Raw genomic sequence first — 24938 nt, forward strand, 5'->3', positions numbered from 1 at the left:
CGTAGCAGCATTCGAAACTAAACGCCGACGATGTTAGTGCGTGATCCCAAATCTGCAAAAACATCATCTACCATTTCCAACCCGTTCTTTTCAGCAGGTAGGTCATCTGACCAATTCAATGACCGTGGCAATCGTGTTGAAAAAGGCAAACTATTGGACGATCCAAATGATGCGACTGCTTCGTCGGACAATACACGCGATTCGCTCTCGGGAGCGTCGTTTGACCGCGTCTCCAAACGACGCAAATTAGTTTTCTGAATTGCAGACAGCCCGCGACTCTCGATCATCGGCGCACTTGAGGATGGGCCTGAAAATTCCGCAAAGACGAGATCATTGAGAGGAATTGCTGAGTCTACAGGAGCGACGGGCGTACTGCTCGACGCTGGTGGATCGGCGATTCCTTGAGGATTACCATTCCCGCTCGACAATGCAAACCAAGCTGCTGCTGACTGGCTGCCCGAATTTCGACTGCGAGCGTTGGTGTATTCGTAGACGCGATCAGTGCCGTTATCGACGATCCAAATACTTTGGCTTGCTCCCGAGGGATCAATGGTGAGACCAGTCGGTTTCGAATTCACGGAGGCGATCGTCCAGCTTCCGACCAGCGATCCCATCATCGTGTACTTAAAGACTTTATCGGTCGTGCTATCGTTGACCACCCAGATGTATGTCCCATCAGTTACGATGTCTTTTGGACTACGGTTGCCGCTGTTGAGTGCAAAACTGCTCGTCGCATTCTGGCTGCCCGACAATCGACTGGCTGCGTTAACATAGCGATAGACACGATCCTGCCGAGCGTCAACCAACCAGACATCGGTCCCGTTGGTCGTGATCCCTTCGATCGTTGCAGTGGAAGCCACCGAACCAGCAGTCCAAGAACCTAACAACACACCGCTATCGTTATAGATGTAGACTTTCTTGTTCGCATCGACGACCCAGACTTTATCGCCAGCCACCGTGCTAGCCGCACCACGCGGTGCTGTATTTCCGCTGTTGAGAGTATAGTTCTCGACCGTACTATGGCCGGCAGCATACTCGTAAGTCCGATTACTGGAAGCATCGTCAACCACATAAAACTTCGTCGCCAACATAGGCTTGAGCTTCAAAACGAATGAAGCAACGTTACTCACGGTAGTAGAACGAACTGGGCTCGGGTCGAAATCAAAGGCGGCCGAAGCGGAGTATCCCGGCACCAACACGCCCCCGTCTCGGTCCGACTTAATCTGAAAAACGTTGTCTATACTTGAGCCTCCCACCAATCCCGCCCACGATACATTCCCGGTTTGATCCAGGGTCATGAGAAAGACATCGTTGCTTCCCAATCCTGCAAGCGAAATGCTGGCGACGGGATTGAAACCACCTGTGCTAGCCGTGATGCCAGTTACGGCATACCCATTGGTTGTAGAAATAAGTGATTGGCTACGAAAGTTTCCTTCATATGCTTTGTAAGACTGAAAGCCGCCGGTCGATGCGTCGAGTAATGTAAAGAATGCTCGACGGCTATCAAAAGACGGCAGCGGGCTTACACTGTTTCCTTGCTCGATTCGAACGTCACCAGCAGCATAAGAGCCCATCAGAGCGATCGAGCCATCTTGGCCAACCGCTATCGAGCCCAGCATCTGAAAAGAACTTGCATAGTCACTTGGTTCCCAAGCTATGCTCGTTGCCCACTGGAATTCTCCGTTGTTCGTAATCTTACTTACGAAGTTCTTGCGAGTGGTTGAAGATCCGGTGACCAAATATTCGCCTTGACCTGGATCTAGATCAACTGTCGCGGAAATATGTCCAGCGATGTAAAGATCGCCACTCGCATCGCTTCGCATTTGGAAAGCATTTGCACCGATTTCATTGAGCCAAAGCTGCGTTCCTATTGCATCGAACTGCCGAATTCTAGTTGCCGATTGCCCGGATCCCAAGTTACTGACTGTCGCAACAGTGACGCTACCACTCTCGTGAACCTCGATTTGGGTTGTAAAGTCATCGACTTCCGTCCCCAGACCCGCGGCCCACAGGAAGTTTCCGTTTGAATCAAGCTTGGCCAGATACGAATCTCTCAGGCCAACGCTTGCCAAAGAGGTTCCACCGAAATCGGCCGTCTGTCCAAAGTTGCCTGTCAGAAAGACATTTCCTGAGTTGTCGGTCTCAATTCCATAGCCGGTATCGTCAGAACTCTCCGCCGAATCGCCCCCCATCCTGCGCGCCCACAAGAATTGCCCCGCGGGATCGTACTTCGCTACAAACGCGTCGCTATATCCTCGCGCAGTCAATACGTCCCTCTTATCAGCATGTGTAGTGTTCCAATCAAAGTCAGCGGTGCCCGTAAACTGACCGCCCATGTAAGTATTGCCAAAGAGGTCAGCCGCGACAGCGTATGCATAGGACTTCCCAACGGGAAAATCGCTTTCCGTGGTGATTACAGATTCGAGTGCCAATCCCGCGAACAGATTCCTTGCCTCGAGTTGTTCAGCTAGGAGCTTGCGGCCAATCCTTGTTTCGATGTTTGATTTCCTTGCACGTATTGCACGTCCGATAGTGGAAGATTTCCCCGCCATAAGATTGGGGACACGTGCCATTTTGGTTTTAGAATTTCGAAACATAGCTGTGATCCTTGTGCCTAATTGAATTGCGCGGGCAGACGCTTGCGGACTGACAATTCTCAATGCAAGAAACAGCCGTAAACCGTCCAGAAAAACATCGCCATCGTTGAGTTTTGCATTTGTGCCAAATGTTTTGCCTCAACAATACGGGCGCACGAATCGACTGGCTTGTCTCATGGAATATTCAGAAATGTGGAAACGCCACGGGCCGTTCCAATCAAGGTGATCAAAATTGAACACGGCCTTTCAGGCCTTAATGAATTGGGGCGGACCAACATCCCAGGCCTTTGGCCTGGGCTGGTAGAGACCGGCCTTTCAGGCCGAAAACCAAATTCTCCGGCCCTGACGGGGCCGTTCTGTCAGCCCAGGCCGAAGGCCTGGGTTTACGATTTACATAATGATCATCCGGCCCTGTAGGGGCCGTTCATTCGTTGGACGCGGTTAAGGTTCAATCCCACAAATATCGTTCATCCCATTCGATTTCGTATTTCTTGAGCCACTCTCGTAACTCATCTTGAAACGATTGTTTGGCATGATGCTCGGGCTGACGTCGAATGTAATCCCTGACCGCTTCAACATTGGATTGGCTCACTGAAAATGCGGCGTATCCGCCTTGCCAATGAAACTCTTCTGAGAGCTTTCTCGTGCTATTAATCCAAGAAGACGCTGACGACTTGATCTTACCTACGGCGTCAGCAATGGTCACAGTCCGCCCCAACTGAAACAACAGATGCACATGATCGGCTACGCCGCCAACGATCAACGATTGGCATTGAACACTATTGGTTGCTCCGCCCAAGATCGAAAACAATTCTTCGCGCCAAGCGTCCGCTAGGGTCTTATATCGATTCTTGGTTGAAAAAACGAGATGGATATAGATTTTGGCAAGCGATTGCGACATGGGATGCCTCTTGTGGTCAGGGAAATGGCGATCGCATCTGAGAATGACGCCCCAATTTTAATCGCCCCCAATAGCCATATGCAATTGAGACGGCCTTTCAGGCCTCAATGATTCCGGGGGGATCTAAAATCCCAGGCCTTTGGCCTGGGCTGGTAGAGACCGGCCCTTCAGGCCGAAAACCGAAATCCTCCGGCCCTGAAGGGGCCGTTCTGTCAGAAATTCTTCGGCCCTGAAGGGGCCGTTCTGTCAGCCCAGGCCGAAGGCCTGGGTTTACGGTTCACATAATGATCATCCGGCCCTGTAGGGGCCGTTCATATCCAGGCAGTCATAATTGAACACGGCCTTTCAGGCCTTAACGAATTGGGGCGGACCAAAAGCCCAGGCCTTTGGCCTGGGCTGGAGGAGACCGGCCTTTCAGGCCTAACACAAATGACGCAACTCGATGCCGAGATTCAAAAATTTGATCCGATTTCCAATCCCATGGACGCGTAATCGTGTGATAAACGCCGAGACTTGTTGCTTTCAAACAAATTTGACGCATTTACACTAATCTCATGCGACAATCATCGTCGTTTCTGCGCCTGAATTGGTGGAAGCGCCTTTATAAATCACTTTGCTGGATGGTTGATCGTGCCAGAAGACTCTACCTCAGTCCCAAATGAAAAAGACTTGTTGCTGGCGACCATCGACCTGCCAACGGGAGAGCGGAGCGCATTTCTAGACGAGGCGTGCAAAGGCAATCCGGCTTTGAAGGAACGCCTCGAACAACTTCTCAAGAACGCGGCCGAATCGGGCAGCTTCATGGCGAATCCCCTGGTCGATTTAAATGTGACTACATCGATGGATGCCATCGATGTTGGCTGTCAGATAGATCGCTACAAGCTGATGGAGCAGATTGGCGAAGGCGGCATGGGGGTTGTCTATGTCGCCGAGCAGACCAAACCGGTACGACGCAAGGTCGCGCTGAAGGTCATCAAACCCGGCATGGATTCCAAAGCCGTCATCGCGCGCTTTGAAGCCGAACGTCAAGCACTCGCTATGATGGAACATCCCAACATCGCCCGAGTTCTCGACGCGGGGACCACGCGCGAAAAACTGCCATACTTTGTGATGGAGTTAGTCCGTGGCCTGCCAATAACCAAGTATTGCGACCAAGCAAAAGCGACGATCAACGAACGACTAAAACTGTTCATGGACGTCTGCAGCGCAGTACAGCACGCACATCAAAAGGGGATAATTCATCGCGATCTGAAGCCACCGAACATATTGGTGACATTGCACGATGGCAAGCCTGTCGTCAAAGTCATTGACTTCGGCGTTGCGAAGGCCCTTCATCAGAACCTCACGCAGCACACCGTCTACACGGCGTTTAATCAAGTCGTGGGTACACCGCTTTACATGAGCCCAGAACAACTTGAGTTAAGCGGTTTAGACATCGATACGCGTACTGACATTTATTCGTTGGGAGTCTTATTGTATGAGTTAATCTCAGGTGTTACTCCCTTTGACCGCGATCGGCTGTTGAAGTCTGGCTTCGACGAAATGCGTCGGATTATCCGTGAAGAAGACCCGCCTCGCCCAAGTCAACGTGTGACGACCTTCCCCAAAGCCGCACTTTCTACCGTCGCGGAAAGTCGGGGCTTGGATCAACGAGAGATATGCAAGGCGATTTCCAGTGAAATCGACTGGATCGCTCTTAAAGCACTCGCCAAAGATCGAAAACGCAGATACGGGACAGCGTCAGAATTCGCGGCTGATATTCAACGCTTTCTCGACGATGCCCCCGTGTTAGCTTGCCCTCCATCGGTCTGGTATTTAACTAACAAGATAATGCGCAGGTATCGCGGTCTCTTGACTTCTGCCCTGCTGCTGTTTGCTATGCTTGTGGCTGGCACCATCGTCAGCGTCGGTCAAGCGATCCGAGCAACAAACGCAGAACGCGAAGTTGAACAACGATTGGGACAGGTTACCGTTGAGCAGGCAAAAACGCGGGAGGCCTTGATCGACGTACAAGCTGCTAGAGTCGAGCAGCAGAAACTTCGCGAGCAGGCGGAACTCGCCGCAGAAAAGGCTCAACAGGCAACGGTGATCGAGAAAGAGTTACGGGAACGAACCGAGTCGGCGGTTCGAGAGTCTCAGTGGAATTTATATGTAGCAAATCTGGCATCCATGCAGGCCGCGCTCAAGGAACGCAACTTTGGAGGCCTTGCTTCGTTATTAGCCAGTACCGTCCCCGCAGAGGGAGAAATCGACTTCCGAGGCTGGGAATGGCATTACCTTCAGCAGTGCGTAAAGTCTGCATATGTCAGTTTGCCTGAGGTGAACCAGACACGATCTTCATTAATGGTTGCATTCAATCCTACGGGAAACGAACTAGCAACGTTCTCTGCCCCAACGTTCATTGATATTTGGGATGTGAACACGTTTCAGAAATTGCGACGTCTGGACTGTCGCGCAGACTTCGCAAAAATGGCATGGTCACCCAACGGTGAATACATCGCGGTCGGAACTCGGGAAACCAACGAACTGATTGTCTTAGACAGCCAAGACGGGCGGCAAGTTTGGCGGAGCCAACCACTTGAGATTCGTTCTAATGCAATCACCGGAGTGATGATAGGTGGCCTAAGCTGGCACTCTGATAGCGAGCGCATCGCCATTGGTAGTCGTTATGGCGACATTGCTGTTGTGAACTTAAAAGATCGCACAACATCGCTCATACACTCCGTTGAAAAGCATAGCTATCTAGCTGATTTAGCTTGGCATCCGCATGACGATCGGATTCTGGCGGGTCTGCGGCTTGGAAAGCGTTTGATCTTCAACACTGCCGATAAATCAACGACTGCTTTATCCTCCCACAACCTCGAAATTGGTCTCGCCACGGCTTGGAATTCATCGGGGAATTTGCTAGCAACTTCCGAAGGCATAAATATCCGGATCGCGAACGAGCGAGGCGAAGATACCGCCCTACTCACAGGCCATGTCTCCTCTGTTACGGATGTGGCGTGGATCAATGACCATCTATTAATTTCCTCGTCACGTGATGGTTCCGTTCGTTTGTGGGATGTTTTAGAAAAATCACAACGACAAAGCTGGCATACCTCCGACGTCCCATTGTATTCCTTAGCGGTAACTCAGTCCGGAAATCGCTTTGCTGTCGCGTCAAACTTGGATGTAAAAATACTTGGTTTAAAAGATATCGAATTGGAACTGCGAGCACAGATACCGGATGAGATTGGAAATCTATCGGTGCAAAGCAATGGCAAGAATGGCATAACCCAATTGCACTGGTCACCTGACAATTCAAAAATCTACGCTTCCGGCGAAGTTATGCATGGTACTTGGGTGGGGGGCATGAGCGCACTATTCAATTCCGTTTCGATGCGGCCTTTGAAATTCACGAATACTCGACTTTGCAAGGGTCTAGCATGGGACCTCGATTCACGGTTCATTCTGCGGGCTAGTACTGGCGATAGACTTCAGGTTGATGATCCATATACTGGATTAGAAATACAGAAAATGCCATGCCAGCTCTTCGGCGATCCGATTGCGTACTGGAGTCCAAAAACGAAATTAGTGATGACTCATAACGGTAACCGCCCACCGCTGCTAAGAGACGGTGCAACTGGAGAAGTGATCCATGAGTGGCATGACAATATTCAAAATGGAATGTTTGCTGGTGCCTGGGATCCATCAGAAACTCGATTCATTTCTGGCGGCCATGGCTGGTCGACTCTTTTTCGAATTGATGGCACATTTACTGAGTTTCCGGACGGTCATTCCTCTGCAAGTTTTGGAATCGCTTGGCACCCATCGGGTCGTTTCGTAGCTTTGGGAAACAACAATGGAGATATCTGGATTCGGGATGGACAAACGCTTGAAGTGATTGCCCATATGCGTGGACATTTTGCTGATGTCAATGGCCTTGATTTCTCACCCGACGGTCGGCGTTTGGCTTCTGCTAGTCACGATGGCACAGTGAGGATTTGGGATGTAGCCACTGGTAAAGAGCTGATCCAACTGACAGGGGCCGAGATGGTTGGATTTTCACAAGTCCGATGGAGTCCTGATGGCCAACAATTGGCTGCCGGAACATTCGATCGAGCGGTGATCTTATTCGGTCCACCAAGGGTTGCTATTCCGCTTACCGATAGCGATATTCCAACTCACGGCAAAGTATACCAGCACTTTCTGAAGCAAGCAGCCGCAGACGAATTTGAGCGTCCGGTCACCGCGCCCGCTTGGCGTGGGCCGTTGCAAGAACTCCTCAAAATACTTGATGGAGTTACTCAACCTTGTCCAACAACGCTTGCGAGTGAGATTCGCAATTGGATTGAACCAGCTATCAAATCTGAAGAGCGATTCGAAGCCTATCTAGTTGCTGCAAAATGCCTGATTGACGGCCACCTGGATGAATGCGTGGCCATGCAGTTGGGCAATTCATGCCTGGAAGCATTGAACGAACACTCCCAGGCTCTTGGGACCAAAGAAGCGTTACGAATGGAATTAGACATTCGTTACAGTCTTTGCCACCGACTGTCAAAGCCGGACAACATACGCGACGCTCGCGAAGCTTTTGCAGCCGCTAGGCAAACACTCGCTCGAATTGCGAGGGAGTTTGAGCAAAGTCCTGAGGATTGGCGACGACGCGTTGCGCTGGAAACGCTACTGGTCGACGCCGAAGTAAACTGCTATATCGCTCAGCTTAAAAAGGATGAACACGATACGACAACCGAAGAATTGCGGGCGATCATGCATGGCTACCAAACGTTTCTGACATTGGTGCCATCAGGCATCATGCCATTCAACGTGGGCATTGACTCTCGTGCGACAACGAATGCATGGTTCAAGAGCATTACGGATGAACAGCTACAAAAAGGTGTCGTCCCGACCTTCCAGCAAGAGTGGCTCGAAGGCTTTGATCAAGATATTGAAAATCAAGTGAATGGACACCAACCCTATTATCAAAAGGCCTTGGCCTATCTGGTCGTGGGGAATCGACAGGGATATGAAGAGTCATGCCGCTCAATCCTTGATAAATTTGCCGAAACAACGGAGCCAGTTGAAGCTCGTTTTAGTGCCTGGACGGCTAGTCTAGCGCCCGCATCGCTTGCAGACTACTCGGCGGCCTTAGATCTTTATCAACAACTGCACATGGACGACACGATGGGTGTCGAGTTGGGTGCTTTGCTTTATCGTGCAGGAGAGGTTGAACGAGCCCGCGACGAGTTGCTGAAAATTGCTGAAAGCGAAACGCCCAACTCGTCGCCCGCGTATGCTTGGTATTTCTTAGCGATGTGCGAAGCTACGTTGGGGAACACGGACACTGCCACTGATTGGGCACGTCGAGCAGACGAAATGGTCATTGAGGAACTTCGTACGCCTTCTAGCGTTCCCTGGAATCGAACCGCAACTCTTCGCCTACTGCAAACTGAAACGTGGCAGGTCCTGGAAGGATCGAATGAATGAGTGGCAGTCAAGATTTTTCCGTGACCTGCGTTACTCAAATTTTGAATCGCATCGAATCGGGTGATGGCGAGGCAGCGGGCGAACTGTTTCCGTTGGTTTATGATGAGTTGCGAAGACTAGCTAAACGACATTTGGCCAATGAAAAAGAAGGACATACGCTGCAACCGACGGCGTTGGTCAATGAAGTTTATTTGAAACTCGTCGGACCAAATCAAACACTTGAATACGAGTCACGTCGCGGGTTCTTCTTGGCTGCTTCCGAAGCGATGCGGCATATCTTGGTCGATTCCGCTCGGCGTAAACTTGCGCAAAAACGCGGCAGCGACGTAAAACGCGAGTTTCTCGAACTAGACCAGATTCACATCGAGCGACCCGCCGAACTGCTGGGCATTCATGATGCACTGGATACATTAGCCATTCAAGATCCACAGTGTGCAGAGCTGGTCAAGCTGCACTATTTTGGCGGCTACAGCCTGGCGGAAGCTGCAACGCTCCTTGACATCTCGCGTGCAACCGCTAATCGCTGGTGGACCTACGCCAAAGCCTTCTTAAAGGTGCAATTGCAGTAGCTAGCGCAGAAGAAACAAAGAACTTATGCCGCTCGCTAACGAATGAACCGTCTTTAATAGCGGTTGGTGGGCGATGTTGATCCGGTGCTTGTTCCGCTTACTGCAGAGCCTTGGCCGCTAGCGATGATCGCTGAATTTGCGGTCCCCAGTGTGTTCTGCGCCATCTGCACATTCAAAGCAGCGACGCGCTGATACAACTCGGGTTGCAGCGCGTTCAGCGCAAGTGACTGTTGGTAGTTCTGTACTGCTTGGATCAAATCGCCCGAATCCTCTCGCAGCTTTCCACGCGCTGCCCAAGCCCTCGCACTATTGGGATCCATAGCCAACGCTTCATCAAGAGTCTGCTGTGCCAACTTGGTTTGCCCAAACTCAGATTGCAAGCGACTCAGTTCGACCTTGGCATCAACTAGCGTTGGGTTTTGTTTATTCCAGTTTTGCAGCAAGGTAAACGCCTTGTCGCTGCGATTCGTTTCCGCCAACAGCACAGCCAATCCGCGGTAGCAATCGGTGTGATTCGGCGACAAGTCCAAGCATTGGTTATACAACACCTCTGCTTGCTCCAACATTTTCGTATCTTTTTGCATCTGACCCAACCGAGCATAGGTTGATGCAAGATTGTAATATGTGTCGGGATTGGTTGGATCTGATTGTTTGGCCAGCTCGAATTGCTGCAACGCTTCAGCGTACTTACCCTGCTGATACAACTGCATGCCGAGGCCGTTTTGCCCCATGCTGCCCCAGCGACAGCCGACCAGAACGAGTGGCGATAGCAAAACAGCGACCACGAGCACTCTCGTATGCTTTATGATTTTTGCATTGATTGCGTACACCGATTTGCCACCTTGATCGTCGGAATCGTTTCGCTGCCTAAGTTTGCCGCTACGTAGAAGGCAAACCAAGAACGAACTGATCGTGTAGCATTTCTGTCGGTGGGACGGCAAGACCGTTCAACACCTGGACTTGAGCCAATCTTTGAATTTTATTGAAAAACGTCGCAATCTATGCTTGCTGTCGAGCTGTAAAGGCACCGATTGCCAGCAAACCCCAGCCGATGGTCATAGCAAGCCCACCAAAGGGAACGACCAAATGCATGGTCGAATCGGCTAGTGCGATTGCATACAAAGTTCCCGAGAAGAGGAGCACACCCAATATGAATGCAAAAGCCGCAGCGACGAACAACCGCGAGCGAGCTCCCAATCCGGTGGCCGCGATGACCAAAATGGCGAGTGCATGGAACATTTGATAGCGGACGCCGACTTCGGCTTGGTCCAGTTTCTTGCTGACAGTGGCAGCATCGAAGCCTTTTTCGGCAAGCATATCTTGCATACCGTGCGCAGCATAGGCACCCAGCATTACGCCTGAGCCAGCCAGCAACGCGGCGACCAACAGAAGCACCCGAGTCGCCATCGAGAACTTGGCCAGCCCCTGTGATCGTTCAGACTCAATGTCACTCATCACTACTTTTGATCCCGAAATTGTAATGCGGAAGTATGATTTGCTACGCAGTATCTTACGACGCAGGTTCAGCCAGGATTTTTCGGACACTTTCAAGCATCGATTCCATGGCGAATGGCTTATGCAGATAATCGCTGACGCCCAGTAGTTCAGCGTAGGCTTTGTGCCGTTCGCCTTCGTTTGCCGTCATCATGATGACTCGAATAGGCTTGCTGATCACTTGGCCCAACTGCTCCAGAACTAAAAAACCGCTCCGTTTAGGCATCATCATGTCGAGCAGTACAAGGTCTGGTTCCAAAGTTTCGGCCATCGCCAAGCCTTCATTTCCATCCTGCGCGACGTGAACTTCGTAGCCTTGGCTCGTAAGCGCATAGCAAACCGTTTCGCGGATTTCATCATCGTCATCAATAATCAGGATCCGTGCCTGTTTTGTGGAAGCGGGAGCAACGTCGGACACAACAATTCCTTTGTAGAGCATTAGGCGGGCGCAGTCGCCGAGGGTTTTCTTGCGTAAATACTGCAAACTGCGAATGCTTCTCAAGCATCCCTCGCAGTTTAAACCACGCCCGGGATTGCTTCTACGGGCTATGGCTAATGATTCGAGGATCTGAACTTCTTCTTGATTTCTTCCTCTATTCCACTTTCCGGACAAAACCTATCGATCTATCCTTAGACCTATGGAAAACTCGCTTCTCGCGACCTCGGTTCTGAAACTGGTTAATTCGCCAGAGTTTCGCCCTTGCAAGCCAAAAACAATCGCCAAGCTGCTGGATGTAGCCCCCGAAGACTACGCCGCCCTCCGCAGTTTACTGAAGAAGCTCGTTCGAAAGGGCTTCATTTCCTTCCAAGCCAACCACCTGATCGCCCCGATCGGCAATGCTGACAAAGCAAATCGGCCGCTGGAAACTGACCGTGACGACGCGGAACCCGAAGACCGTCCGCCACGTAAGTCTCGACACATCAACCAGTTAGTTCGCGGAACATTCCGCTCGGCGGCTGGCGGCTTTGGCTTCGTTAGACCGCTCGACCCAAGCCTGCTGGACAGTCCGGATGACATCTTTATCCCTGGCCGCTTTACGAAGTCTGCTATGGAAGGTGATTTGGTTGATGTTCAAATTTCCGCCAAGAAGGCTGGGCCGGGCAGGGAAGGGGCGGTCACCGAAATTATCGAACGAGGGCGCCGCAAGTTCGTCGGTACCTTCCAACTGATCAATGGCGAGCCCGTGGTTTGGCTCGATGGGGTGAATCTTGAGTACCCCATCGCTGTCGGCGATATTCGCGGCCTCCCGATCGAAAACGACAATAAAGTCGTCCTCGAAATGGTGAAATACCCAGAGGTAACTGCGACAGGACACTTTTTAGCCGGCGAAGGCGTCATTCTCGAAGTCCTCGGAACCAGCCGAAATCCCGCCGTCGATACGATCGCAGTCCTGCATCAATTCAACCTTCCCGAAGAATTCCCCGACGCGGTGGTTCAAGAAGCGCGATCGGTCGCAGATCGTTTTGATGAAAATGCGCTCGACGGCCGCCGCGATTTGACGCAAGTTCCAACACTTACCATCGATCCGGTCGACGCTCGCGATTTTGACGATGCAATTTCACTTTGCCGAAATGAAGTCGGCAACTGGGAACTGATGGTTCATATTGCAGATGTATGCCACTTCGTTCAGCCCGGAAGCAAGATTGACGAAGAAGCTGCCGATCGAGCGACGAGCGTATATCTGCCCGATCGTGTCATCCCGATGCTTCCGGAGATCATCAGCAATTCGCTAGCCAGTTTGCAGCCGCACAAGCGTCGATTTTCGAGGACGGTGCTGATTGAGTTCGACGAAGGTGGAGTTCCAATCCATTCAGAGTTCTTCGCATCGGTAATCTGCAACCAACAGCGTTTGACCTATGAGATGGTCGACCAATTTCTCGACAAGCCCAGCTCGATTGATGTAACGCCCGCCATCAATCATTTGCTAAAGGACATGCACACTCTTGCGATGGTTCTGCGTAATCGTAGGCTAGAACATGGTGCCATCGAGTTGAATTTGCCAGAAGTAAAAATCGATCTTGATCGCAACGGCAAAGTCAAAGGTGCTCATCTAACGCAGTACACCGATAGCCATAAGATCATTGAAGAATTTATGCTGGCGGCGAATCAAGCCGTGGCGACCTACCTCGATCAGCTTGAAGTGGCCTTCATGCGGCGAGTACATCCCGCACCGCAAGGGATCAAATTAAAAAGGTTGACTGAGTTCATTCGAGCTGTCGGTATTCAAGCTGGCGATATGCATAGCCGCTTTGAAATTCAACGTGTGGTAGAAGAGGTGCGAGGAACACCACTCGAGCAGGCCGTCAACTACGCGATTCTCAAGAGCATGTCAAAAGCGGTTTATCAACCGTTCCCCGAGCGCCATTACGCCTTGGACATGACAAACTATTGTCACTTTACTAGTCCAATTCGGCGATATCCCGATTTGATCGTCCATCGAATTCTTCAAAACGTGGTCGACGGAAAGCCAGCCGACGTACCGCTCGCAGTTCTGACAAGGCAAGGTCAACATTGCAGCGATCGCGAGCAGAATGCTGAACAAGCCGAGCGTGCGCTAGTTCGCGTTAAGCTGTTGCATTACATGCACAAACGCGTCGGCGAAACCTTCACCGGCACCATTACAACAGTCAAGCCAGATCGGATTGTAGTTCAATTGCATGAGGTACCGGTTGAAGGAGTCGTTCAAATGCGATCGCTTCCTGCCGACCGTTACAAGTTCGACCGGCAAACCTACAGCATGGAAGGTTATCGACGTGAAAACCGCTTCCGCATGGGCGATGGTCTGTTGATTCGTGTCACGCAAGTCGATCTTGCCAAGCGCGAACTGTACTTTGATTTTGAAGGCCGATCGTCGACTCATAAACTAGGCACCGGACACAGCAAACAAAAACGCTCGAGCCGCTCTGGCAGTCCATCAAACCGCCAGTCAACGGAGACAGAGGCTCATACCGCTCCAGCCAAGACCGTTTCGGCAAAAAAGAAGAAGTCCTCGCGTAGCACGATTCATCCTGCGACCTCGAAAAAGCCAGGCAAATCGAAACGTCGCAAGTAAACTCGAGTTCTACCGAGCGGTTACAGGAACTGTTCCTGCAGGAAAACCCTCGGTTGCGATCATCTGCAAATCTCCCTTGTCCGCGCTTTGCCAAACAAAAAACGCCTCTGCATCTCGAGCGTAACTCTTGCTTAGGAACTGCAGACCTTTTTGTTCGCCTAGCACTGAAAGCGTAGTCCCGAGAACGTCGACTTCCAAACAAGTTTCGGCAATGACAGTTACCGACATAGGACCCGGAATTCCATAACCAGTGCGAGGATCCACGATATGGCTTCGCCGCACACCTTCAATTTCAATATATCGCCACAGATCTCCGCTCGTGGTAACGCTGCAGTTTTTTAAGACCAAGTGACGCAAGGCATCTCCACCTCGCTCGATCGCTGCGACTTCTATATTCCAGCCATCACGGCCAGGCGGCGCTTCCCCGCAACGAATGTCTCCACCACTATTGATCAATGAATAGTGCAGACCTTTGGCCGTTAACATTTCGAAGCACCGATCTACGGTATAGCCTGTCGCAATGCCACCAAAATCGATTTCTAGTTCAGAATCGTGGATCAAAATCTTTTGCTGGTCCGGCAGCAGTTTGACTTTATCCCAACCAACATGAAGTAGTGCTTCCTCAATTTCGCTCTTGCTGGGTATACGATTTTCTTTCTTCGCATTGCGCCAGAGCTTTGTAAGCTTTCCGACCGAGGCATCAAATGCGCCGCCTGTTTCTTTATACCAGCGATCGCACTCGAGCAGCAAAGCAAACAAATCGGGCGAGAGGTCGACAGTGGACGAATCTTCTGCCGCCAGAAGCCGCTCGAGTTCACTGTTGGGATCATAATCGCTGAAGATCTGGTTTAACCGCAAAACTTCGGCCTGCAGTTCGTCTGCGACAGCGAGAACCTCGGCTTCATCTGCAGCGTAAATCGAGAAGTTGAACGTCGATCCCATCGCAGGAAATTCGACTTCGTAGCCGTTCAACGTTGGATTGTTCGGCACCGGCGCTTCAGTACTCTGAGCGAATGCTGGCTGCCAAAAGGTTGGAAATATGGTTTCCACGAAGGCAACGTACGACAAGAAGAAAAAAGTTTTGAGAATTCGGTTCATTGTTCACCGGTCGGAATATGTTGCAATCTTTGCTCATCGAAGTTAGATTGCTTGAATCCCACCTTCGCTCATTTCAGTATCCAATCGCGCTGCGATTCGAAATGATTCTGTTTACCAATCCAATATAGTCCACAAGTCTTCGGGTTTGAATGTAGTTAAATTCCGAAGCTTCGCTGAATCTCCAAGGAAGACATGTCAATTTCCGCAACCATTCTCTCGATGAAAAGTAGCTTGGAACGAAAGTCATTTTGTCACTCAGTTTTGCACGTCGTCTTTGCTTTCATATTTACATTCTGGTCGACTGTCGCGATCGGGGATGATTCGCTCTCTGAAAGCGTCTTGCCCATTGAGCAAGCCCGCGCAAGTGCACCCGACGCAATGCGGAAGTACATCGAAAAGATCGAGCACACGGACGAATCGATTACGATGCTTGCAATTCCGGGCGGCGAATTCTTAATGGGAAGCGATAGTCAACAGGCGAGTCCTGATGAAGCTCCAGTTCGCAAAGTGAGTATCTCGCCATTTTGGATGAGCGAGTGTGAAATAAGCTGGGATGTCTTCGATGTCTGGATGTCTGATTTAGATGTAAGCTCGCGTGAAACTCGTGGTTTTAAAATCACAAAGCGCGACGAAATAGCTGACGTCTTCCAAAAGAGCCAGCCGACACCGCCTTACGTCGACATGACGTTTGGGATGGGCAAGCGAGGCTATCCAGCGATATGCATGACGCAGCACTCGGCTCGTGTCTTTTGTAAATGGTTATCGGCCAAGACAGGGCGATACTATCGCCTTCCGACGGAAGCTGAGTGGGAGTATGCATGTCGCGCTGGCACAACAACCGCTTACTCTTTCGGAGACGACCCGGCCGAATTAGAAGACTACGCTTGGTTCGAAGACAACTATGACGAAGGCTATGAGCGGATGAGGCAGAAAAAGCCAAACCCTTGGGGACTTTACGACATGCATGGAAATGTCGCGGAATGGGTTTTAGACCAATACACGTCCGGGGGCTACGCAAGCGATTCGAATTCTGAAATGATCGCGGATCCGCTTGTTGTTCCCAAGACCTTATATCCGCGTGTTGTTCGTGGCGGCGGATGGAATCAACCCGCCGAAAAACTTCGCAGTTCCGCCCGCGAAGGCTCGTCCGAAGAATGGATCGCTCAAGACCCACAAACTCCTGTTAGCATTTGGTATCTTACAGATGCACTTCACGTAGGATTTCGCATCGTTAGGCCATTTGAGGAACCCGCCCAGGATGATAAAGACTCCTACTGGGAGTACAGTGAACCGATTCAGAAAGAACGACCAGTTCCACTTCCCCTCGATAGATAATCCAGCCTAACTCAATTTTACGCAAACGCTCGCCTTAACCTCTCCCTACCTTTTGTGCCAAGGAAATACTGTGAAGTCCGATCTAAATAACAGTTCAATTCATACTGCCAAACAAGGTGCCAGCCGGCGCGACTTTATGCGAACTACGGGCACGGCTGCAGCAGCAGCGTCGGTTGTCACGAGCGCACTGGCCACCCCTAAAGTGCATGCAGCAGAAGATAACACGATCCAACTTGCGTTGGTGGGTTGCGGAGGCCGGGGTACAGGAGCTGCCGAGAATGCGCTATCTGTTAACAACGGCCCACTCAAAATGGTTGCCATGGCGGATGTGTTCCCCGAAAAACTGAACCCTAGCCATAGTGGACTGTCGGCTGCTTTTGCGGACAAGATGGATGTTCCAGAGGACAGGCGATTTATCGGTTTCGACGGTTACAAACAAGCGATGGATGCTCTTCGCCCAGGCGACATTGTCATCCTCGCTACGCCACCTGCCTTTCGCTGGCTGCAGTTCACCTATGCCATCGAAAAGGGACTGAACGTGTTCATGGAAAAACCAGTCACCATTGATGGCCCCACTTCTAAGCGCATGCTTGAGTTAGGCAAACGTTCAGTGGAAAAGAATCTCAAAGTCGGTGTGGGACTAATGTGCCGTCACTGCGATATGCGAAAGGAGATGATCGAACGAATTCGGCAAGGCGAAATTGGTGACATAACCATGATGCGAGCGTATCGCATGGCCGGCCCAACCGCTTCCGCATTCTCTCTACCCAAACCGGAGAGCATGAATGAACTCATGTTCCAAATCTCTCGATTCCATTCGTTTCTTTGGCTGAGTGGTGGAGCTTACAGCGATTTCTTGATTCATAACATCGACGAATGCTGCTGGGTCAAAGACGCTTGGCCTGTCGAAGCACAAGCGTGCGGAGGCCGGCATTACCGTGGCGAAAATATTGATCAAAACTTCGACACTTATTCGGTCGAGTATACTTTTGGAGACGGCACAAAGCTGTTCTTGAACGGTCGCTGCATGCCAGGCTGCCACGACGAATTCGCCTCTTACGCACATGGCACGAAAGGCTCGGCCGTGATCTCCAAAGCTGGTCATACGCCAGCTAAATGCAAGATTTACAACAGCCAAGACATGAGTCGCAAGAACATTACTTGGCAGTGTGCAGACTCGGAACCGAATCCATATCAGCTTGAATGGGATCACTTGATCTCCGCAATCCGGGAAGACAAACCTCATAACGAAGTTGAACGCGGGGTGACTGCCAGCGTTGTGACTTCCATGGGACGAATGGCAGCTCACACGGGGCAAATCGTGCGTTATGACGACATGCTTAATTGCGATCACGAATTTGCACCGGATCTCGCCAGCCTGACGCTGAATGGCACTTCGCCACTGCCAGCCAATGCAGATGGAACTTATCCTATACCGATGCCAGGTATTCTGAAAAACTACGAATACGATCGCCGACTTGGATAGAGGCTCGACGGTCGGGCATGTATGAAATGAAAAGACGCGGCAATTTAGCTTTGCGGCGTCTTTTGCATTTTAATTGCGTCCATGCACTGGCGCAATGCTTGGCTATAAATCCCTAGATCGGATGTATAGACAAGCATCTGATAGCCATTTGCCGCCCCTTGCGCTAGCGCGCCGGCATCAAGTGTCCCCAGCACGATTGTTTTGCTGTGCTTGCGACAGGATGCCATCACCTGCTCAACGCACTGCTGATACCGTTGTGATTGAAAATCTCCTGGCGATCCTAACGAACAACTGAGATCGTAGCCACCTATCCAAATCGCGTGCACATTAGGGTTCGAACTGATCGCGTTAATGTTGTCGACTCCTTCTTGCGATTCTATTTGAGCGATTAATAACAAGTTTTCGTTTGCATGCTGCATCATCGCTGGCAAATCGCCCGCTTGATAGTCATCATGAATTAATCCAAAGGAGCAGCCTCGCCGGCCTATTGGCGGATAATAAGCTGACTCGATAACTCTTTCCAAAATTTGAGCATTGTGGACCAGTGGAATGACGACGCCGCACGCTCCGATATCTAGTACGTGAGCGATCCAGTGATATTCCGCCGTGGGCACTCGGACGAAGGGAATCAGTGACGTTGAACGACCAGCGGCGATCAGCATTTTGACCGTTTCAAGCGACCAACCGGTATGTTCCATGTCGTAGACGACGAACTGCGCGCCGGAATTGGCGGTGATACTTGGGAATCCCAGCGTGGCAAATTCCTGTGCCATAACGCCACAGACAATTTCATTGTTTATCAGTGATCTCTTGACCGTATTGTCACGCATTATTTTGAATTCGGAAGGAGTTTTAGATTTACGGAATGACCATCACTGTAACCGCCGATTGGCTGAATCTTGGCTGGCAGCGAATTTGCTTTTCTAGCCTTGAAGGTCTGGTTCATTCTTCCCGCAAAGTTATACTGTTTTGGCGGTAGAGCAAGCTTGCGAGCATGAATTACCATCCGTTCGTTGACAATTTGGCATTTGTAACATACTGGCGCACTGACTCGTTGGAAACCTGAGTCGGCGAAGCTGCTTATGGCTTTCGCACATGCGCTGTCCTTTTGACCGCGTTGATTTGCTTGCAGATGAATACAGACTTACTGACAACCCCTCTGCACGCCTGGCACGTGTCCGCTGGTGCAAGGATGGCCGCCTTTGCGCAGTACGAAATGCCAATCCAGTACAGCTCGATTGTCGCCGAACATGTCGCGACTCGAACGCGTGCAACGCTCTTTGACATCTCCCACATGGGACGGTTTCGTTTTGACGGGTCACGCGCCGACCAATTTCTTGATAGCTTGCTGACTCGACGCGTGACCGATATGGAGATCGGTGATATTCGCTACTCTCTGATGTGCAATGAGTCGGGTGGGATTCTGGATGATGTCCTTGTTTATTGTCTTGAAGGAACAGACGGCAATACTTACTTCTTGCTGGTCGTAAACGCTGGCAATAAGCTGAAAATTCGGGACTGGCTTCAGTCGCGATTGCCTGAGTTCGCCGATGTGCAGTTCCGGGATGTTTCTGACCAGACGGCCATGATCGCAGTGCAGGGGCCGCAGGCGATATCGATTGCTGAAAAAATCTATCCCCGAACGCCGCTTGGAAAGCTTGGCTACTACCGTGGCCGGATTGCAGACCAGTTCGGCAAGCCAACGATCGTTTCTCGTACCGGCTATACGGGTGAAGATGGTCTTGAAATAATTGTTCGAGCAGAAGACGCATTGCGTGTATGGGAAAACCTTTTGCTGGCTGGACGGAACGAAGGCATTTTGCCGGCGGGACTGGGCGCTCGTGACACGCTGCGATTGGAAGCGGCGATGCCACTTTATGGCCATGAGTTGTCCGAAGAAATCAATCCGTTTCAAGCCGGGCTAGGACGCGTTGTAAATTTCAAAGATCGTACATTTGTCGGATATGAAGAATTAAAATTGGCAAGCCGGCAACCGCCGTGCTTTACGCGTGTCGGAATTCGACTCGACGGGCGCCGTGCCGCTCGGGAGCATGCCAAGGTGCTAGACTTCGACAACCGCGAGATCGGCACAGTAAGCAGCGGATCGTTCTCACCGACACTTGAGCATCCCATTGCTATGGCCTATATCCGAACCGACGTAGCCAATGTAGGCACAGCTGTGGACATCGACATTCGAGGCTCGAAGGTCCCCGGCACGATTGTTTCACTTCCTTTTTACCGTAGAAAATCAGCTTGATACCATGAGCAGAGCTCCAGAAAATTTACGATATGCCGCTTCTCACGAATGGGTCGATGTAGACGGCGACGTTGCGACGATCGGTATTTCCGCCTTCGCAGTTGCTGAGCTAACAGACTTGGTATTCATGGCCTTGCCAGAAAGTGGTAAGGAGATCGCAGCCGGAGAAGAATTTGGTGAAGTTGAATCTGTGAAAGCGGTTAGTCCTCTGTATTCGCCTGTAAGCGGCACCGTCGTTGAAGTGCATTCCGATTTGGTTGACAACTTGGAACTCTTGAGTGATGACCCTTACGAGAAGGGCTGGATTATGAAGTTGAAGCTAACTAACCCATCCGAAGTGGAAGCCTTGTTGACCTATGAAAAGTACAAAGCCCAATGCGAGCAGTCACACTAGGGCTAGGACCAACTGAGCGAGCTTTATGGATTTGATCGTCTGGCAAGATGTTGCGCACCCTGGCGTTCGCAATATGGCAATCGATGAGGCGATAGTTTTAACGGCCAGTCGGCATCAAATCGCCATTCTCAGATTCTATGAGTGGGCAATGCCAACTCTTTCCCTCGGGTACTTTCAACGAGCGTCCGATCGTCTGCAACACTCAGAGTTCAGGACGGTCGAATTTACACGGCGATTGTCCGGCGGAGGAGCAATCCTACACGACAACGAGCTAACTTATAGCTTGGCCATTCACGATTCGAACAACAGCAAGGCGGCGATTGGAAATCTCTATTGCGCGTTTCATCAAGCCATTGAGGCAGCCTTCAAAGTCCAAGGTTACAACGCTTCGACGGCGGCCTGCAGCCTACAACCGGGTGAAGAAATCGATTCCAACAATCAACGCTTTTTGTGTTTCGAGCGACGTTCTCCCGTTGATCTCGTGCTTGATGGCCAAAAAATCGTGGGGTCGGCTCAACGCCGTATCGGCCAGACCCTACTTCAGCACGGCAGCATTCTAATTGCACGTTCTGCGCTCACCCCACATCTGCCTGGCTTGCTCGACCTGAGCAGTCACAACAGCCGACGCGAGCCAGGCGTTTCAGGAGCGAAGCCTCAGACCGCGCCGTCGATGTCTTTACTGTCGCTGACAGATTTTTTGCGGACCGATCTAGAATCTCGGTTGCCCCGTTGCTTGGAAGACGTTTTCCGCCACGACGTGTCAATCTCTCCGATCTCCCCCGCTATGGAACTCGAAATTCAGGAATCTGCAGACGAGCTTTGCGGCGGAAAGTATGGAAATGCTGCTTGGCGATGCAAAATTTAGCTGCCCCCAAATGCGCTACCTTGCGGTCGTCCACATAAAGGTTTTCCCTACGGCGTCCAGAATCCTTTTAAGCCACTCAATGGGAAAATACACAACCACATTGGCGTCTTAGGGAATTCCGGTCTATGCAATCGACTCCAATTTGACTAAGATAAGTGGTATTCTCCGAACTTTTGTTTGGATTCCGAGCAGCTGGAACCGATGCAGTATTTAATGCTGGTCATCTTGAAGAATTTGTGCACGGTCGGTCACGAGCTCGGGGACTGAATTGAGAATATTGTTTGCAGCTGAATGTGGTTAGTACGTCTCATCAAGGTAGTCTCGTTATGCAAGTAAAGCTAAAAGTACTTGGTGGTGCACATGAAGGTAAGGAAATCATCGTCAAGGACGAGAAATTCCTAATCGGTCGCAGCGACTCCTGTCAGCTTCGGCCAAAAAGCGACTCCGTAAGCCGTAAGCACTGTGTAATTGTGCAGAAAGAAGGCCGCGTTCTCGTAGCAGATTTACGCAGCCGCAATGGAACACTGATCAATGGAATCCGCCTAGATGCGGAAAAAGCGAAATCGCTAAAACCAAATGATGTACTTCAGGTCGGTCAATTGCAATTCGAAGTTATGATCGAACATGGCCTGGGCGGTGCGAAGAAGCCAGAAGTTGCCAACGTCAAAGAAGCCGCAGCTCGAATTGCCGAAGATTCGGCGACCTCGGAACCGAACTCTGACTTTGTCAACATCGCTGACTGGCTGATTGAAGCCGATATGGTCGATAGAGGATCCAAACGAACGCCAGTTCTGGAACCGGAAACCCGAATGCTCTCGCTAGACGAAACGACGAATATCAATCTGGAGAATAGCGAGCAAGAACCTGAGGAAGACTCCAAAATGGTTCGTGCAGACAAGAAGGCACCGATTAAGATGCCAAAATACAAGACTGGTCCAGCGACTCAGAATTCAAAATCAGCCGCAGAACAAACGCTTAAAAAGTTTTTCGGTGGCCGATAATTTACTTATCGCCTTCTTCCGGAATAACGCCTGTGAAATGGTTGCGTCGGCAGCTCCTAACAAGTTCCGCGTTTTGCTCGCTAATATTCGCAGCAAACGCGCTAGCTGATGAATCGATTGTTGTCTTAAAGAATCGAATGATCCTGGGGCCTGCTGCTCTTGGTTCTGTGGCTGGCGTTGACCAAGCAGCTTTCAATCCCAACGTCGTCAATTCCAACGTTGCGGTCAAACCGGTCGTCGTATTGGACGACAACCTACGGCTGACTTTCTTTAACAACGCATTGCGCCAAAGCATCAGCAATCGCCCCGAACCGCTGACCGTAATTCAAACGGGAAATGCGATCTTGAGAACCGGCGGCGGGCGCCGTGTTGCTGCAGTCCAGAACACCTTTGGCGTAACGCCCTTTGATGATTTTGGCAGGCGAATCTACTCGCTAGCCACGTCCGATGGCCCAGTTGACATTCTGCAGGGTATTACCGAAATCTCGGCAAATTACCTGCGCGTAGAAGGCTTGGCGGGCGAGCGGAGCGTCGTCTGGGATATGCGCATCGCCCCCAACACCGTGCCTCCAGATAAACTTCGTGTTATAATTTTGAATCATATCGATCAGAATAATCCGCAGGCATGGCTGGACGCCGTTTCGGTTTACTGGCAGGCGAAGCGGTTTCGTGAAGCAAGGGATCTGCTCCAAACCGCCATTAAAAAGTTCCCGGAACTGGAGTCGAGTAAAAGCAAGCAGCTTGCAAGCCTTGACGAACAGAACGCAGACCTAATGTTTCGCGAGGTAAAAACGCGTTTCAACGCTGGACAGTACAAACTTGCGAAGTCACTGCTGGATGGATTCGATCGCAAGCGGATCTCAGTCGCCACTGAAGTCAGCATCGGTAATGAAATATCTAAGTTTGAAACGCAAGAAAAGCAAATTGAAGCGATACGTACCAAGTTAGCTCAGCTTGTTGATTCCGTATCCAATCGCGAGCTACAAGCCTCGCTGAAGCCTATCGTACAAGAGATTCAGGAAGAGATATCGATCTCGAATCTTAGCCGGTTCGCCGACTTCAATTTGCAGCAAGATAGCTCGGACGAACGACGTTTGGCAATTGGAGTTTCGAACTGGTTGATGGGAAGCGGTTCGCCGGTAAATACCCTTCCTCTTGCTGTTTCACTTGTAGAAGCACGTGATCTGCTTGCAGAGTACCTCGCTTCTCAAGATAGCGACCGCAGGTCTGCAATCGTGGCTAGCTTGAAAACAAAAGAGAGCGGTACTGCTAGTTACTTGTCGCGGCTTGCGCAGATAATGCAACCGCCGCTTGGTCTGACAGGCGATAGCTCGACACCCGGTCGATACGAAGTTGATTTTACAGTCGCCGCAATTCCTGGAGCTCCGGCCAGTCGCTATACGATTCAGTTACCTCCAGAATACGATCCAAATCGCAAGTACCCATGTGTACTCACATTGCACGGTGAGTTTTCTTCTCCTCAAGAGCAGATTGACTGGTGGTCGGGGACTTATAACGAAGAGTTTAATCAGTGTCTGGGCGAAGCATCCCGCCATGGCTACATAACCGTCGCGCCGCACTGGGGCGAGCCGAAACAACCGTTTTACAACTATACAGAAAATGAGCACGCCAAGATTCTTGGCGCATTGCGTGATGCTATGCGGCGGTCAAGCATCGATACAGATCGCGTTTTTCTAAGCGGCCATTACATGGGTGGAGACGCAGCGTGGGATATCGCCTTGGCGCATCCAGACTTGTGGGCCGGCATGGTCGCTGTTGGAGCCGACTGTGAGCGGTTCCCAATCGCCTACTACAAGAATGCGAAGTACGTTCCGACCTATTTTGTTATTGGCGAGCTAGATGGTGCTCCAGCTCCCCTCGCGAGAAACGGAAAGTACCTCGACCGACTGCTAAAATCGCCGGATTTTGACACCATGCTCGTCATGTACAAAGGCCGTGGGCGAGATCATTTCCAAGAGGAACTGCCTCGTATAATGGATTGGATGAATCTGTCAGGCCATCGACGAGATTTTGCAGTCAAATCGTTTGAGGTCTCGACCGCTCGGCCAGGCGACAATTTCTTCTGGTTCCTTGAATTGCGGGACATGAACCCGAGTATCGTAATCAACCCGCACCTTTACTCTATAAAGTCCCAAATTTCCGTAGCAGACGCAACCGTTCTGCCAGCGGGTACAAACGGGCTGCGCGTTGGATCATTTCCATCAGATGGATACACGCTTTGGCTAAGTCCAGACTTTGTCAAGCTGGATGAGAAAGTCACGATCATCGACCGTGGAAAGACTCGGCTGTTGACGCCAGTAATTGATATTAGCGTGTTGCTAGAAGATATTCGCCAGCGAGCCGATCGGCAGCATCCGTTCTGGATGCGAGCCGATTTCTGACGTCGGGCGAAATACTATGG

General features: G+C 50.9%; 17 protein-coding genes. 10 read left to right on the plus strand and 7 right to left on the minus strand.

Annotated elements, in window-relative coordinates; genetic code table 11:
* Positions 1–17: 17 nt before the first annotated feature.
* Together SH451x_RS21945 and tnpA are read right to left on the minus strand one after the other, a co-directional pair.
* Entirely contained in the window at positions 18–2597 is a 2580-nt protein-coding gene (locus SH451x_RS21945) for a hypothetical protein (RefSeq protein ID WP_479359301.1), read from the minus strand.
* Between the two features lie 448 nt (positions 2598–3045).
* Entirely contained in the window at positions 3046–3498 is a 453-nt protein-coding gene (tnpA, locus tag SH451x_RS21950) for an IS200/IS605 family transposase (RefSeq protein ID WP_479359302.1), read from the minus strand.
* A gap of 630 nt (positions 3499–4128) precedes the next feature.
* Here tnpA and SH451x_RS21955 point away from each other — a divergent pair.
* Positions 4129–8964, plus strand: coding sequence for a protein kinase domain-containing protein (locus SH451x_RS21955; protein WP_479359303.1), 4836 nt, complete (start codon positions 4129–4131; stop codon positions 8962–8964).
* Positions 8961–9533, plus strand: coding sequence for an ECF-type sigma factor (locus SH451x_RS21960; RefSeq protein WP_479359304.1), 573 nt, complete (start codon positions 8961–8963; stop codon positions 9531–9533). Before SH451x_RS21955 ends, SH451x_RS21960 begins: the two co-directional genes overlap by 4 nt.
* Positions 9534–9586: 53 nt before the next feature.
* Here SH451x_RS21960 and SH451x_RS21965 read toward each other — a convergent pair whose 3' ends face one another.
* The 3 genes from SH451x_RS21965 to SH451x_RS21975 all read right to left on the minus strand — a co-directional run bounded on the left by SH451x_RS21965 (position 9587) and on the right by SH451x_RS21975 (position 11445).
* Positions 9587–10363 carry a tetratricopeptide repeat protein gene (locus SH451x_RS21965; RefSeq protein ID WP_479359305.1) on the minus strand — a complete coding sequence of 259 codons (777 nt, stop codon included), beginning with the start codon at positions 10361–10363 and terminating at the stop codon, positions 9587–9589.
* Positions 10364–10532: 169 nt separating this feature from the next.
* Positions 10533–10988 (minus strand): DUF423 domain-containing protein, encoded by a 456-nt coding sequence (locus tag SH451x_RS21970; RefSeq protein WP_479359306.1) that lies wholly within the window; start codon positions 10986–10988, stop codon positions 10533–10535.
* Between the two features lie 55 nt (positions 10989–11043).
* Entirely contained in the window at positions 11044–11445 is a 402-nt protein-coding gene (locus tag SH451x_RS21975) for a response regulator transcription factor (RefSeq protein ID WP_479359308.1), read from the minus strand.
* 220 nt (positions 11446–11665) lie between these two features.
* Here SH451x_RS21975 and rnr point away from each other — a divergent pair, with 220 nt between their 5' ends.
* A complete protein-coding gene (gene rnr / locus SH451x_RS21980) occupies positions 11666–14080 on the plus strand; it encodes a ribonuclease R (RefSeq protein ID WP_479359309.1) in 2415 nt (804 codons plus the stop codon).
* A gap of 9 nt (positions 14081–14089) precedes the next feature.
* On the opposite strand, the gene SH451x_RS21985 is transcribed toward rnr, so the two are convergent.
* Entirely contained in the window at positions 14090–15178 is a 1089-nt protein-coding gene (locus SH451x_RS21985; RefSeq protein ID WP_479359310.1) for an FAD:protein FMN transferase, read from the minus strand.
* A gap of 192 nt (positions 15179–15370) precedes the next feature.
* Between SH451x_RS21985 and SH451x_RS21990 the strand changes: the two genes are divergently transcribed.
* Complete coding sequence (locus tag SH451x_RS21990; protein ID WP_479359311.1) at positions 15371–16513, plus strand: formylglycine-generating enzyme family protein; 1143 nt, start codon at positions 15371–15373, stop codon at positions 16511–16513.
* A 70-nt stretch (positions 16514–16583) separates the two neighbouring features.
* Complete coding sequence (locus tag SH451x_RS21995; RefSeq protein WP_479359312.1) at positions 16584–17999, plus strand: Gfo/Idh/MocA family protein; 1416 nt, start codon at positions 16584–16586, stop codon at positions 17997–17999.
* A gap of 44 nt (positions 18000–18043) precedes the next feature.
* Here SH451x_RS21995 and SH451x_RS22000 read toward each other — a convergent pair whose 3' ends face one another.
* Positions 18044–18829 carry an HpcH/HpaI aldolase family protein gene (locus SH451x_RS22000; RefSeq protein WP_479359313.1) on the minus strand — a complete coding sequence of 262 codons (786 nt, stop codon included), beginning with the start codon at positions 18827–18829 and terminating at the stop codon, positions 18044–18046.
* A gap of 302 nt (positions 18830–19131) precedes the next feature.
* Here SH451x_RS22000 and gcvT point away from each other — a divergent pair, with 302 nt between their 5' ends.
* The 5 genes from gcvT (at position 19132) to SH451x_RS22025 (ending at position 24918) form a co-directional block, all read left to right on the plus strand.
* Positions 19132–20256: a glycine cleavage system aminomethyltransferase GcvT gene (gene gcvT / locus SH451x_RS22005; protein ID WP_479359314.1), complete on the plus strand. Its 1125-nt coding sequence runs from the start codon at positions 19132–19134 to the stop codon at positions 20254–20256.
* Between the two features lie 4 nt (positions 20257–20260).
* Positions 20261–20650, plus strand: coding sequence for a glycine cleavage system protein GcvH (gcvH, locus tag SH451x_RS22010; RefSeq protein ID WP_479359315.1), 390 nt, complete (start codon positions 20261–20263; stop codon positions 20648–20650).
* Between the two features lie 25 nt (positions 20651–20675).
* Positions 20676–21515, plus strand: a complete 840-nt coding sequence (locus SH451x_RS22015; protein WP_479359316.1) for a lipoate--protein ligase family protein — start codon at positions 20676–20678, stop codon at positions 21513–21515.
* 326 nt (positions 21516–21841) lie between these two features.
* Positions 21842–22516: an FHA domain-containing protein gene (locus tag SH451x_RS22020; RefSeq protein WP_479359318.1), complete on the plus strand. Its 675-nt coding sequence runs from the start codon at positions 21842–21844 to the stop codon at positions 22514–22516.
* Between the two features lie 32 nt (positions 22517–22548).
* Positions 22549–24918 carry a carboxylesterase family protein gene (locus SH451x_RS22025; RefSeq protein ID WP_479359319.1) on the plus strand — a complete coding sequence of 790 codons (2370 nt, stop codon included), beginning with the start codon at positions 22549–22551 and terminating at the stop codon, positions 24916–24918.
* Positions 24919–24938 lie beyond the last annotated feature (20 nt).

Source organism: Njordella aestuarii (genome assembly GCF_056494165.1).